The sequence below is a fragment of the Bifidobacterium scaligerum genome (assembly GCF_002802865.1).
GTDB classification, from domain to species: domain Bacteria; phylum Actinomycetota; class Actinomycetes; order Actinomycetales; family Bifidobacteriaceae; genus Bifidobacterium; species Bifidobacterium scaligerum.
In genome coordinates, this window is record NZ_PGLQ01000002.1 from 290409 (window position 1) to 304048 (window position 13640).

General features: G+C 59.9%; 10 protein-coding genes and 1 riboswitch. Of the genes, 5 read left to right on the top strand and 5 right to left on the bottom strand.

The genetic code is table 11. The annotated features are described in order from the left end of the window. Window positions 1-77 precede the first annotated feature (77 nt). The 5 genes from CUU80_RS04355 to CUU80_RS04375 form a co-directional block, all read right to left on the bottom strand. Window positions 78-557, bottom strand: coding sequence for a cell division protein SepF (locus tag CUU80_RS04355; protein ID WP_100496135.1), 480 nt, complete (start codon window positions 555-557; stop codon window positions 78-80). 12 nt (window positions 558-569) lie between these two features. Then, window positions 570-1784 carry a cell division protein FtsZ gene (ftsZ, locus tag CUU80_RS04360; RefSeq protein ID WP_100496136.1) on the bottom strand — a complete coding sequence of 405 codons (1215 nt, stop codon included), beginning with the start codon at window positions 1782-1784 and terminating at the stop codon, window positions 570-572. A 153-nt stretch (window positions 1785-1937) separates the two neighbouring features. Further along, window positions 1938-3179, bottom strand: coding sequence for a tRNA dihydrouridine synthase DusB (gene dusB / locus CUU80_RS04365; protein ID WP_100496137.1), 1242 nt, complete (start codon window positions 3177-3179; stop codon window positions 1938-1940). Between the two features lie 245 nt (window positions 3180-3424). After that, window positions 3425-4900 carry a glycine--tRNA ligase gene (locus CUU80_RS04370; RefSeq protein ID WP_100496138.1) on the bottom strand — a complete coding sequence of 492 codons (1476 nt, stop codon included), beginning with the start codon at window positions 4898-4900 and terminating at the stop codon, window positions 3425-3427. A gap of 116 nt (window positions 4901-5016) precedes the next feature. Then, the gene (locus CUU80_RS04375) at window positions 5017-6462 is read right to left on the bottom strand and encodes a C1 family peptidase (protein WP_100496139.1); all 1446 of its coding nucleotides are present in this window, start codon (window positions 6460-6462) and stop codon (window positions 5017-5019) included. Between the two features lie 173 nt (window positions 6463-6635). Beyond that, window positions 6636-6743: riboswitch (TPP riboswitch) on the top strand. Between CUU80_RS04375 and thiM the strand changes: the two genes are divergently transcribed. The 5 genes from thiM (at window position 6735) to CUU80_RS04400 (ending at window position 13506) form a co-directional block, all read left to right on the top strand. Next, on the top strand, window positions 6735-7667 hold the full coding sequence (gene thiM, locus CUU80_RS04380) for a hydroxyethylthiazole kinase (protein ID WP_100496140.1): 933 nt from the start codon (window positions 6735-6737) through the stop codon (window positions 7665-7667). It overlaps the preceding riboswitch by 9 nt. Before the next feature lie 152 nt (window positions 7668-7819). After that, entirely contained in the window at window positions 7820-10555 is a 2736-nt protein-coding gene (gene thiC / locus CUU80_RS04385) for a phosphomethylpyrimidine synthase ThiC (protein WP_100496141.1), read from the top strand. A gap of 34 nt (window positions 10556-10589) precedes the next feature. Then, window positions 10590-11384 (top strand): bifunctional hydroxymethylpyrimidine kinase/phosphomethylpyrimidine kinase, encoded by a 795-nt coding sequence (gene thiD, locus CUU80_RS04390; protein ID WP_100496142.1) that lies wholly within the window; start codon window positions 10590-10592, stop codon window positions 11382-11384. Between the two features lie 11 nt (window positions 11385-11395). Continuing rightward, window positions 11396-11767 (top strand): thiamine-binding protein, encoded by a 372-nt coding sequence (locus tag CUU80_RS04395; RefSeq protein WP_100496143.1) that lies wholly within the window; start codon window positions 11396-11398, stop codon window positions 11765-11767. A gap of 359 nt (window positions 11768-12126) precedes the next feature. Further along, window positions 12127-13506: an MFS transporter gene (locus CUU80_RS04400; protein ID WP_100496144.1), complete on the top strand. Its 1380-nt coding sequence runs from the start codon at window positions 12127-12129 to the stop codon at window positions 13504-13506. Window positions 13507-13640: the final 134 nt, after the last annotated feature.

A 13640-nucleotide genomic window follows, 5' to 3' on the forward strand; every position in this document is an offset into this window, starting at 1 on the left:
CTTGAAGCACAATGAACAACAGCCGACTCCCCGCTGGGAATCGGCTGTATGTACAAGCTGTATGAACGATATACGGCTCAGTCTGCGAACAGATCGTGCGCCGAGGACGGTTTGGACGGTTCCTCCACCTTGATGTTCACCTGTGCTGGACTGAGCAGGAACACCCGGGGAGTAACACGTTCCAGAGAACCGCGCACACCGAACACCACGCCGGCGGAAAAGTCCACAATGCGATACGCCACGGCTTCTGCCACGCCGGTCAGGTTCAACACGACAGGCACGCCGTCACGTAACGCACGACCAACCAGCTGCGCATCCTCATACGACTTCGGATGAATGGTGGTGATTCGATTCACACGACCGCCGGGGAACGGCTTGGTATTCGAGGAAGGTGTGGAAGGAGCGGTCGAAGCCATCGGCGTCACCGCATGATCAGAGTCGAAGGCAGACTTGGCGGCCGGCTTCTGCTCGTCCTCCTCCTCGAAGTACTCGTCGTCATCATCCACAACATCGCTCATACCCAGATAGGACATCGCGTTTTTCATGAATCCTGCCATGGATCAGTCCTTTCAGCGCAGGAAATCGGGAATGTCGAGATCGCCGGCGGGATCATTGACCGTAATGTTCGGCTGTGCGGAAGTCGGGTTGTCGAACGGCAGCGAAGTTGGAGAAACCGTAGGGGCCGCCGGCATAGCAGGAGCGGCTGCAGGCTGAGCCGGAGCGGATGCGGGCTGAGCCGGAGCGGATGTCGGAGTCTTAGGGCTAACCGCAGCGGGCTTCGCCACCGGCATCGGGATAGCCGGAGCAGCCGGTTCGTCCTGAGGAGACACCGGATCGAATCCAGCGGCGATGACGGTGACACGCACTTCGTCGCCGTAAGCGTCGTCCAAGGCGAGACCCCAAATGATCTGCGCCTCCGGATGAATGGCCTTACGCACCAGTTCAGTGGCGGCGGAAGCTTCCTGCAACTTCAGATCGGTCGGACCAGCGATGTTAATCAGGGCGCCATGCGCACCCTCGATGCTCTCTTCCAGCAACGGGGAGCTGATGGCGATCTCGGCCGCCTGAGTGGCGCGATCCTCGCCCCGCGCCGAACCGATGCCAAACAGCGCAGTACCGGCACCGCGCAGGATGGAGTTCACGTCGGAGAAATCGACGTGAATGTACGAATTCATGGAAATCAGATCGGTGATGCCCTGCACGCCGGCCAGCAATGCCGTATCCGCGGTCTTGAACGCCTCGATGATGCCGATGGAACGATCGGAAAGCTCCAACAGACGGTCGTTGGGAATCACAATCAGTGCATCGACTTCCTTGCGCAGGTTATCGATGCCGTAATCTGCGGAAGCGGCACGCTGTGGGCCTTCGAAGCTGAACGGGCGAGTGACAACCGCGATGGTAAGAGCGCCCTGCTGGTGCGCGGCACGCGCAACAATGGGGCTTGCACCGGTACCGGTACCACCACCCTCGCCACAGGTGACGAACACCATGTCCGCACCCTTAAGGGACTCTTCGATATCCGACTGATGATCCTGGGCCGCCTTCGCACCCTTCTCCGGATCGGCACCGGCGCCCAGACCTCGACTGGTCTTGTCAGACAGGGAGATTTTCACGTCGGCATCGGAGCGCAGAAGATCCTTCGCATCGGTATTCACCGCCACAAATTCAACGTTCTGCAAGCCTTCGGCAATCATGCGGTTAACGGCGTTTCCACCGGCTCCGCCGACGCCGACGACCTTGATATTGGTCTTGTCGTTGAACTCTGTCTGCGCGATCTCGCTCACGTTTGGCTCCTGTCACTTCACGGTTACACCCAAGAGTAGCGCAAACAGGCTACTGCCGGGGGAAATTTCACACGCCCAAAAGCGCGTGTTGTGTGTATTTTTTTCGTGGTTTGCACGCCCAAAAGCGCCTTATGCATGTCTTGCTGCATCTGGTCAGTAGCTGGCATCCATCGGATCATCACCGAACAAGGTCTCCCGCTCCTCATGTGTGGTAGTTCGGGAATCCAGCCATCCGTAGGGCAGATGCACCTTCTTGGCGAACCTCACTCGGCCTCGCGGCTTGTCGATGACACGGGGAGGGTATTCGATCGTCGGGTCGAGACGATCGATCTGACGGTTCACGTCATCCAACGTCTCGCATTCCATGAACGCCTTGCGCGTGGAGCCTCCGACTGGGAAGCCCTTCAAATACCAAGCGATATGCTTGCGCAGATCATGCACAGCCATCGTCTCATCACCGTCATAGAACTCGGTGAGCAATTCGGCATGGCGTCGGATGATCCGCCCGACCTCGCCAAGGTTCGGATTGATGCGCTCGTCGCTGCCCTCGAAGGCATTCTTGATATTGGCGAACAGCCACGGCCGGCCTTGACAGCCGCGGCCGATAGCTACGCCGTCGCATCCGGTCTCGCGCACCATTTCCAATGCGTCTTCGGCACCCCAGATGTCTCCGTTACCGAAGACCGGAACATCAAGATGCGCTTTAAGCTCGCCGATACGCGACCAATCGGAATGGCCGCCATAGTATTCCGCAGTAGTTCGGGCATGCAAGGTCACGGCCTTGGCGCCCTCTTCTTGCGCAATGTGGCCGGCTTGAAGGAAGGTCTCATGATCATGATCGATGCCGACGCGAATCTTCGCGGTTACAGGGATGCCCGCCGGTTCGCATACGGCGACCACACGATGAATGAGTTCGGTGAAGATGTCGGTTTTCCAAGGCAACGCTGAGCCGCCTCCACGGCGGGTGACCTTGGGCACCGGACAACCGAAATTCAGATCCACGTGATCAGCCATGCCTTCATCAACCACGATGCGCGCAGCCTGCTCGGTGATGGACGGATTCACGCCATACAGCTGCAACGAACGGATTTTCTCGCTGGGTGCAAACCGGCACAGGCGCAACGCTTTGGGATTGCGCGCCACCAATGCACGGGCGGTGATCATCTCAGCCACGTACAGGCCGTCTGGACCATATTCTTCGCACAGGACGCGAAACGGCCAGTTGGTCACGCCTGCCATGGGCGAGAGCACCACCGGGGTCGGCACGGTGATGCCGCCGAGCTGTACGGGTGCCATATGCACCGGCTCTGCCGGTCGGACCGGCGCATCCGTGCGCGGATCAAGGTTATCGGTCTCGCGAGGCGCGGTGATTACGGTTTCGGGGGTATCTGTCACGTTGCTTTCTGTCTCCTTGGCTCGCCTTTGCCATATCGAGCCGTGAACACACAGGAATCCCAGTGGGTCTTTCTATACACGAAATGAAGGTCGACTTGCAGAATATTCCACAACGCACGCCGCAGCGTGAGCCGACTGAGGGGTAGCCCGGCCTCCACCGCTCTGGCGATGGCCTTCGACTACCCCTCAGTTTCGCGTTACATTTCCGCTTCCGACGCTCAAGAAGAACGGAAATGGCAGGTGGATCAGTACAGGCCGCCGGCCTCGTTGATCTTCACCGAATCCGGCCAGGGCTCGCCGCCCAGAGCAACCGGCTTCATCGGCACGCGGGTGCGCTTTTCACCGATACGGGCTGCCACATAGTCAGCCACCTTGTCCAGTGCGACGCGCTCCTGATTCATCGTGTCACGATCGCGAATGGTAACCGCCTGATCCTCAAGCGTATCGAAATCGACAGTGATGCACAGCGGAGTGCCGATCTCATCCTCACGACGGTAACGACGGCCGATGGCACCGGCCTCGTCGTAGTCGATCATCCACTCGTTGAAGCGCAGATCAGCCGCCAGGTTCTGCGCCACGCTCTGCAATTCCGGCTTCTTGGAGAGCGGCAGCACAGCGGCCTTGACCGGGGCGAGCCTCGGGTCGAGACGCAGCACGGTACGCTTGTCCACGCCGCCCTTGGTGTTCGGGGCCTCATCGACGTCGTAGGCGTCCACGAGGAAGCACATCAGCGAACGGGTCAGACCTGCGGCCGGCTCGATCACGTACGGTACGTACTTTTCGCCGGTGGCCTGGTTGAAGTAGCTCAGATCCTCGCCGGAGTGCTTGGCATGAGCGGACAGATCGAAGTCGGTGCGGTTGGCCACACCTTCGAGCTCGCCCCAATCGGAGCCCTGGAAACCGAACTTGTATTCGATATCCACCGTACGCTTCGAGTAGTGGGCCAGCTTCTCCTTCGGATGCTCATAGTGACGCAGGTTCTCCGGCTTGACGCCAAGGTCCAGATACCACTGGGTACGGGCATCGATCCAGTACTGATGCCATTCCTCATCGGTACCGGGCTTGACGAAGAACTCCATCTCCATCTGCTCGAACTCACGGGTACGGAAGATGAAATTGCCGGGCGTGATCTCGTTACGGAAGGACTTGCCCATGTTCGCGATGCCGAACGGCGGCTTGGAACGGGACGAGGTCATCACGTTCTTGAAGTCCACGAAAATGCCCTGAGCGGTTTCGGGACGCAGATAGTGCAGGCTGTTCTCATCCTCGACTGGGCCGAGGTGCGTGCGCAGCATCATGTTGAAATCACGCGGTTCGGTCCACTTGCCACGGGTACCGCAGTCGGGGCACACAATATCGGCCATACCGTTCTCAGGCAGCTTGTCGCCATGCTTCTCGGCATAGGACTCCTGCAGCTTGTCGGCGCGATTGCGCTTGTGGCAGTTCAGGCACTCCACCAGCGGATCGTTGAATACGGCGACGTGGCCGGAAGCGACCCACACCGGGGTCGGCAGGATGATGGAGGTATCGACACCGACCACATCGGGGCGGGTGACGACCATCGAACGCCACCATTCGCGCTTGATATTGTCCTTCAGCGCGACGCCGAGCGGGCCGTAATCCCAAGCGGAACGGGTGCCGCCGTAGATCTCGCCGGCGGGGAACACGAAGCCGCGACGCTTCGCAAGGGATACGACTTCATCAAGTTTGGATTGAGCCACAATGCACCTTCTGGTTTGAACGGTTTGGGGACTTGGTTACAACCGCTTCAGAATAGCGGCACTCCCCTACATCCCCGGCGATAACTAAAAATGGTGATGACTAAGAAACCTGATCATCAGCGGCAGGGTCGGGTCAACGGCTCCCACGGTTCGATCTCGACCGGTTCGGACTGGGCGACGGCCAGCGTGGCATCATCGAGCATGTCCTTGCGGATGATGAGCTCGGTGACGAACTGGTCGAACCAGGCGTCGGAGGCCACATAGTAACCGTCCTTGCCGTTATCCTTGCCCCAGCTGTTTTCGATCTTCCAACGGTTCGGCTTGCCGTTTTCGTCCAGATTCACGCCGGTAAGCGTCATGGCATGATTGCTCGGACGGTCGCCGTACTCAAGGCCGTCCGCCTTGTCGAACGTGAACTCGGTACCGAACAGCTGGTCCACACGCACGGTGTCACGGTCGAAAACGCCTTCGCCACGCAACGCGAACTGCATGCAGTCACAGGCAAACCAGATCGGGTGTCCGGCGGCGATCTGATCGACCGCGGCCTTCTTGAACACCTCCAACGGCACGTTGACGAATTCCATGTCTCCGGCTTCGATCACGTTTGCCGAATAACGGATGCGGTAACGCCTGCCGAACGGGGTACGGCTCATCGGCGCATTGGATATGGTCACGAAATCGTTGACGTCCACCGGCACGTACTTCTTGTAGAACTCCATCGGCGTAATGCCGATTTCGCGAATCTGCTTGCGCTCGTCCTTGCCGGATTCGCCGGATTCTGACTTGGCCTGTCCGGCTTCGCTCGTTGTGCTGGCCTTGTCATCGGCCTTACCGGCACCATCCGTATCGTCATCATCCTTGACGCGAGCCAGAAAATCAAATGTCGCAGGCGGCTCGCCGAGCGCAATCGCACAGATGCGATAGACGGTGGCCATATCATCACGCTTGGTTGCACACAAAGCATCCATCGGCTCTCCGGCAGCGTGACGGCGACGCAGATCAGCGGCGAATTCACGCAACTTGGTGTTGAGATACTGCTTGAACGCGTCCGAATCGCGTGAGTTCGCCGATTCGGGATAAGCGGACTTAGGCACCAGAGCATACTTGTTCACCAATGCGGCGAACATCTGCCACCAGCCGCCATCATCCGAAGGACCGGCATTGATGCTTTCGAACACACGGGAATCGGTGGGCTCATCCAGCGTCTGCAGCACATATTCCAGATACGTGTTGGATTTCTCGATGGCGTCCCAGAAGAAGAGATACGTTTCAGAGAATTCAAAATCCTCAAGATTCCAGTGATGCATCAGCTCATAGCGCAGCGTGTTCAGCGATGCGAACATCCAGCATCGGCCGGAACGTTCCTGATTGGTGATCGAGCCCTGCTTGAGCTCAACAGAGAAGTCGCGCGGCAGGGACCGCATCCCCTGGTAGTCGGTGGCGGCGGCGAGCACGCCGGTGGACACGGCGGCGTTGGCGGCCACGAGATTGGCCCGGTCGGCGTTGAACGCGCGCGAATAGTCCTTGAGCTGCTCGATATTGACGGCGGATTGATCGGTCATGGTTCTCTCCCAATACATGTAAGGCTCACGCAAACGGTTTCATCCTACACGCGTCGAAAGCCGGTTCGGCCTATTACCACGGCGGCGAGCGACGCGCCAGAGCCAACGGCCGCAAATCAACGGTTCTGCGCAATTTTGTGACGAAATTGTCGGTGTTCAGGCATACGTTGAGCCTTGTAATGCAGGGGGACCCGCGTCAACGGCGGGTTGAGAATGGCTTTGCGCCTGACCCTTTGAACCTGTTGGTTAAGACCATCGTAGGGAGCAGTGATATGAGCAATGATTCGCACGTACATTGTGGTACATCCATCCATCATCCGACCGAATGCGCTGATGAGCAACACGAAGGCGGCTCACTCGATCTGGCCCCATTGAGGGAATGCATTGCGCAGGCGGTACGCGACGTGAAGTCCAAGACGCCGCTGGCGCAGTCGTTCACCAACTTCGTGACCATCAATCTGGTAGCCAACGCTCAACTCGCCGCCGGAGGCACGGCGGCCATGAGCTTCCTGCCGGACGACGTCATCGACACCGCCGCGATTTCCGGCGCTGACTACATCAATGTAGGCACGCTGCTGCCGTTCTATAAGGATGCGCTGCCACAGATCGCCCGCGCATTCCACAAAAACGGACATCGGTGGGTGCTTGACCCTGTGGCGGCCGGTATCGGCAAGACACGCACCGAGATTCTGCGCGCGTTCCGTGCCGCTCCCCCGACGATCGTACGCGGCAACGCCTCGGAAATCATTGCATTGGCGACCATGTGGGGTCTGATCTCACCGGATGAGGCAAGCCGCCCCGCAGGAGTGGAATCGGTAGACGACGTGGATGCCGCGGTCGGACCGGCCAAAAAACTGGCACAGTTCCTCGCCGACGCCGCACCTGACCATCAGGCTGCCGTAGCGGTTTCCGGCGCGGTCGACCTCGTTACCGACGGCGCACAGGTATACCGGTTGCCCGGAGGCAGTGCGTTAATGGCCAAAATCACCGGCGCCGGATGCTCGCTGGGCGGTGTGACCGCCACGTATCTCGCTGTTGCCGAACCACTGACGGCGGCTTTGGCGGCCTCACTGTTGTACAACCGCGCAGGTGAGATCGCCGAAGCCAAGGCCGAAGGCCCGGGATCGTTCCAAGTGCATCTGCTGGATGCGCTGTGGAACCTGACGCCCGAGCAGGTGTCCAGCTCCCCGATCACCGTCGGGTAAACGGCAGCATTCCAACGGTATTGCAGATTCCCGCACGTTTTCTGCATGTATTCCACTCCCTAAAGCTTTTCGTATAGGGAATCCCGAATTTCAGCGATAAACAAGCACAACACACAACAGACTTCCTATATATCAATCAAAGGAACAAACCCATGAGCAACGAATATCCGTACGCATCCATGCGTGACTCGTTCGACCTGTCCGCGTACTTCGTGGTCGGCCCCGAAGACTGCAAGGGTCGTCCGCTGACCGACGTGGTGGATCAGGCCCTGCGTGGCGGCGCCACGTTCCTGCAGCTGCGCGCCAAGAAGGCGGATGCCTCCGAACTGACTTCGATGGCACAGGACATCGCACAGATCATCGAGGACAACGGCAAGTCCGATTCGGTGGCCTTCGTGATCGACGACCGTGCCGATGTGGTCTGGCAGGCTCGCCGCAAGGGCATCAAGGTGGACGGCGTGCATATCGGCCAAACGGATATGGAGCCGCGTGAAGCACGCGCGCTGCTGGGAGACGACGCCATCGTGGGTCTTTCCGCCGAGACCGAGGCGCTGGTCAAGCTCATTAACGAGCTGCCGGACGGCTGCATCGACTATATCGGCGCGGGTCCGCTTCATGTCTCCACCACCAAGCCGGAAGCCTCCGTGGGCGGTAATGACGGTTCCGGCAAGACTTTGGACGCCAAGCAGATCGATACCATTTGCGCAGCCTGCGACTTTCCTGTGGTGGTCGGAGGCGGCGTAACCGCTGCCGACATGGACATGCTGGCGCATACCAAGGCGGCCGGCTGGTTCGCGGTCTCCGCCATCGCCGGTGCCGATGATCCGGAAGACGCAACCCGCGCAATGGTCGAAGGCTGGAAGGCCGTGCGCGGCGAGCAGAAGCATGGCTACGCGCCCCGCATTGTGACCCATACCCCGGCTGCGGACACACAGGCAGCACAGGAAGGCACTGCACCGGCCGGCAGCGAAGCCACCGAAAAGAAGTTCACCAATGCCAAGGAGGCCAAGGAAGCCGCCAAGCTCGCCAAGCAACAGCGTGTGGACATCGCCGCCCGCGGTTCCAAGCAGCGCGATAAGGCGCATATCCGCAAGACCAAGCCCGTGCATTTCGAGAACCAGTTCGGCTCCTACGATCTTGAAGTGCCGTACACCGAGATCAAGCTCTCGGACACCCCCGGCGTCGGCCCGAACCCACCGTTCATCGACTACAACACCGAAGGTCCCAAGTGCGATCCGAAGGAAGGCCTCAAGCCTCTGCGCCTCGATTGGATCAAGGACCGAGGCGATGTCGAGGAGTACGAGGGCCGCGCCCGCAATCTGCAGGATGACGGCAAGCGAGCCATCAAACGTGGTCGCGCCACGAAGGAATGGCGCGGTCGCACGCACCAGCCGATGCGTGCCAAGGATCATCCGGTGACTCAGATGTGGTATGCACGCCACGGCATCATCACCCCGGAGATGAAGTATGTCGCCGAACGCGAGAACTGCGATGTGGAGCTCGTACGCTCCGAGCTTGCCGCCGGCCGCGCGGTGATGCCCTGCAACATCAACCATCCGGAAGCCGAGCCGATGATCATCGGCACCAAGTTCCTCACCAAGCTCAACGCCAACATGGGCAACTCCGCCGTGACCTCCTCCATCGATGAGGAGGTGGAGAAGCTGACTTGGGCCACCAAATGGGGTGCCGACACCGTGATGGATCTGTCCACCGGCAACGACATTCACACCACCCGCGAATGGATCTTGCGCAACTCCCCCGTGCCGATCGGCACCGTGCCGATGTATCAGGCACTGGAGAAGGTGGAAGACGACGCCTCCAAGCTCAGCTGGGAGCTCTTCCGCGACACGGTGATCGAACAGTGCGAGCAGGGTGTGGATTACATGACCATTCACGCCGGTGTGCTGCTGCGCTTCGTGCCGCTGACCGCCAACCGTGTGACCGGCATCGTATCACGCGGCGGCTCGATCATGGCCGAATGGTGTCTGCAGCACCATCAGGAAAGCTTCCTGTACACCCACTTCGACGAATTGTGCGACATCTTCGCCAAGTACGACGTAGCGTTCTCGTTGGGCGACGGTCTTCGCCCCGGCTCTCTGGCGGACGCGAACGACGCCGCGCAGATCGCCGAGCTGATGACCTTGGGCGAGTTGACGCAGCGTGCCTGGGCCAAGGACGTCCAGGTGATGATCGAGGGGCCGGGACACGTACCGTTCGACACGGTGCGTATGAACATCGAGATGGAGAAGGCGATCTGCAAGGACGCCCCGTTCTACACGCTAGGACCGCTGACCACCGATACTGCGCCCGGCTACGATCACATCACCTCCGCCATCGGCGGCGTGGAAATCGCCCGCTACGGCACTGCCATGCTGTGCTATGTGACGCCGAAGGAGCACCTTGGTCTGCCGAACAAGGATGATGTGAAGCAGGGTGTGATCGCTTACAAGATCGCCTGCCATGCGGCCGACATCGCCAAGCACCATCCGCACGCGCAGGATCGTGATCTGGCCATTTCCAAGGCTCGTTTCGAGTTCCGCTGGCTCGACCAGTTCAACCTCTCCTACGATCCGGATACGGCCATCGCATTCCATGACGATACACTGCCCGCCGAGCCAGCCAAGATGGCGCATTTCTGCTCGATGTGCGGCCCGAAGTTCTGCTCGATGGCCATTTCGCAGAACATCCGCAAGCAGTTCGGCGGCGCGGCCGCGCAGGAGCAGCTGGTGGCGGATACGTTGGCCGGCAAGATTCCCTCCGCGCAGGAGGCTCGTGGGGCGATGACTTCCCCGGCCACCGCCAGCGCAGAGGACATCCAGGCCGGCATGGCTGAAATGAGCCGCAAGTTCCAAGAGGGCGGTTCCAAGCTGTACCAGAGCGCGCAGTAACATAAAGCCGACCTCATATCAGAAAGGAATCATCATGTCTACGTTGCCGCCTGTACTCGCCATCTCCGGATCGGACTCCTCCGGCGGCGCCGGCATGCAGGCAGATCTGAAGACGATGATCGCCTGCGGCGTGTTCGGCATGAGCGCCATCACTGCACTCACCGCGCAGAACACCACCGGCGTGCGTTCCATTCAGGACACCAAGCCGGAGATTCTTGCCGATCAGATCGACATGGTTTTCGAGGATATTCCCCCGCTGGCGGTGAAAATCGGCATGGTCTCGGCGACGGACATCATCGACACCATCGCCGACCGTCTGACAGCCCACCACGCCACGAACATCGTACTCGACCCGGTGATGGTGGCCACTTCAGGTGCCAAGCTCATCAGCGACGACGCCATCGCCGCGCTCACCGGCCGTCTGTTCCCGATGGCCACGGTGGTTACGCCGAACATTCCCGAGGCCGAGGTGCTCACGGATGCGCTGATTCACGATCAGGAAGACATGGAGGCCGCGGCGCGCCGCATCGTTGACAAGTTCGGCTGTGCGGCGCTGGTCAAGGGCGGCCATGGCACCGAAGACGCCAACGACGTGCTGGCGGAAACGGACGGCACTGTGACTTGGTTCGAGGAGACACGTGTCGACAATCCGAACACGCACGGCACCGGTTGCACGCTGAGCTCCGCCATCGCCTCGTATCTGGCACAGGGCGACTCGCTGCCGAAGGCCATCAAGCATGCCAAGAAGTATTTGACCGGCGCGCTGAAAGCTCAGCTTGATCTGGGGCACGGGTCCGGCCCGATGGATCACCTGTGGAAGTACCGCTGAGAGGACGAATCATGGTTCTTGACCGCAATGCCGTGAAGCAGGAAGTGCCGATCGACCCCGAAACCGGCAAACCGTATCTCAACACGGTGGCTGCCATTCAGGTATCCGCCGCAGGTGTGGGTTCGGAGGTATCTCCATATGTGTCTCAGGCCATCGAAGTGATTCGAGAATCAGGCCTGCCGCAGGAGACCAACGCTCTGTTTACCAACGTGGAAGGCGATCTGGACGAGGTGCTCAAGGTGGCCGGCGAAGCCGCCAAGAAGCTCGCCGAACAGGGATACCGCACCTCACTGGTGCTGCATATGGATATCCGTCCGGGATTCACCGGCCAGCTGACCGAGAAACCGAAGCTGGTAGACGAAATACTAGCCTCAAAGCAGTAACTCGGCTCCTCTCTCGACGTCTATAGAAAGGGTTCTGGGCCTTTCTATGGTCGGAATAGGCCCAGAATAATTGGTACGCCCATACCCAGAATCGATCTATGGTGATGGTTGAACACCGTTCACAATGTGGCCGCAGCCGGGTAACCTGCGGAAGCGCACCTATAGTACTTCTCTGACGTACGTGGGCAATCTCACAACGATTGTCTATCGTGGGTGAATTCAAGATTTCGACCGCGTCCGACGCCCATCCCACACAATGGGAGGACGACCGGAGATGCAGGACGGGGTCAAGAGTTCGCCCGTCGGCAATATACCGTTGAGCGGTTGCCGTCGGGCAGGATGTAGAAGAGGCGCTCATTATGACTGCTGCTGAACAGCAGATTTCTCGCAATTCCACGGCCATGGACTCCACGCAGGCGCGTGAGGCCGTCGGCAATCGCGCTCAGGTAGAAGAAATTGTTTCGCGCATGGATCGTGCGCATGAGACCCCGATGTTCTATCGCATCGTCGCTCTGGTGGCGGCCGGTATGTTGATGGACAGCATCGACGTATATATCGGCAGCGCCGTGGCCTCCAGTGCGCTGTCTACCCACTGGTCCACCGTGGCTCAGAACTCCAGGTTCATGTCTGCTGGCTTCTTGGGCCTGTTGGTCGGCTCCCTGTTGGCCGGCTTCGTCGGCGATCTGAAGGGTCGCCGCACCGCCTACCAGATCAACCTGTTGTTGTTCGGCGGATTTACCTTCCTCGGCGCGTTCGCCCCGAACATGACCGTTCTTTCGCTCTGCCGCCTTGGCGCGGGTCTTGGCCTCGGTGCCGAAATCGTAACCGGCTTCGCCATGGTCAATGAGTTCGCTCCGATGAACCGCCGCGGCCACTGGTGCGCGATCGTCTCGCTGGTGGCCAACTGCGGCGTACCGATCGCCATGCTGCTGTGCGCGTTCATTATTCCCCGTTGGAGCTGGCGTCCGCTGTTCGTAGGCATCGGCCTAGTGGCCGCTGTGATCTGGTGGCTGCGCCGCGACATCCCCGAATCTCCGCGCTGGCTTGCGGTACATGGTCGTTACGACGAGGCCGACGCCATCGTCAAGCAGCTTGAGGCCAACGGCTCCGAACCGGCCGCGACCGCAGCTACCGCCAATACTGATTCCGCTCGCAACGCCGGCGGCCGTTCCCTCGGCATCTGCCTGCTCGTGGCCATTGTGGCCGTAAGCGCCACCAACGTGTGCTCCTACGCCTTCACCTCTTGGGTGCCGACGATTCTGGTCAAGCGCGGCATCAATCTTTCCGCCTCGCTGACCACCTCCACAATGATGATGCTCGGCGCCCCGGTGGGTTGCCTCATCGGATCCCTACTTATCGACCGCATCGGCCGCAAGCGCACCATTGTGCCGGCATTCCTGTTCACCGGTGTGTTTGGCATGCTCTACGCTTTCCAGACCTCCACCACCGGTGCCATCGTCGTGGGCTTCCTGCTCATGATGTGCCTCTACGTACTCATGGCCTCCGTGGTGGCCGTGTATGCGCCTGAACTGTTCGCTACCAAGGTGCGCTTCCGCTGCGTGGGCGTGGCCAACGCCATCGCCAAGCTGCTCAACGTGCTGATGCCTATGGTGGTGGGCTGGATGCTCGTCTCGCTCGGTGCCACGTCCATCTTCGTGTCCATCTCCGTGATCGCCATTGCAGCGATGCTCATCGTCGGTATCTTCGGTGTGGAGACAGCTCGCCGTTCAGTGAACTGATAACCAGTTCACTACCGCTTGTAGAGGGATATTCGTAACGGGCTTGGTTGCAACCATTCGTGTTGCAACCAAGCCCGTTTTATTGCCTTATTATGGAACTGTCAGCATGCCGTTTTCAATGGAGAGGAGACATG

Coding starts and splice junctions, on each gene's coding strand:
- CUU80_RS04375 (WP_100496139.1), bottom strand. CDS start 6,462: ATGACCGATCAATCCGCCGTCAATATCGAGCAGCTCAAGGACTATTCG.
- CUU80_RS04395 (WP_100496143.1), top strand. CDS start 11,396: ATGGTTCTTGACCGCAATGCCGTGAAGCAGGAAGTGCCGATCGACCCC.
- thiD (WP_100496142.1), top strand. CDS start 10,590: ATGTCTACGTTGCCGCCTGTACTCGCCATCTCCGGATCGGACTCCTCC.
- CUU80_RS04400 (WP_100496144.1), top strand. CDS start 12,127: ATGACTGCTGCTGAACAGCAGATTTCTCGCAATTCCACGGCCATGGAC.
- thiM (WP_100496140.1), top strand. CDS start 6,735: ATGAGCAATGATTCGCACGTACATTGTGGTACATCCATCCATCATCCG.
- thiC (WP_100496141.1), top strand. CDS start 7,820: ATGAGCAACGAATATCCGTACGCATCCATGCGTGACTCGTTCGACCTG.
- CUU80_RS04355 (WP_100496135.1), bottom strand. CDS start 557: ATGGCAGGATTCATGAAAAACGCGATGTCCTATCTGGGTATGAGCGAT.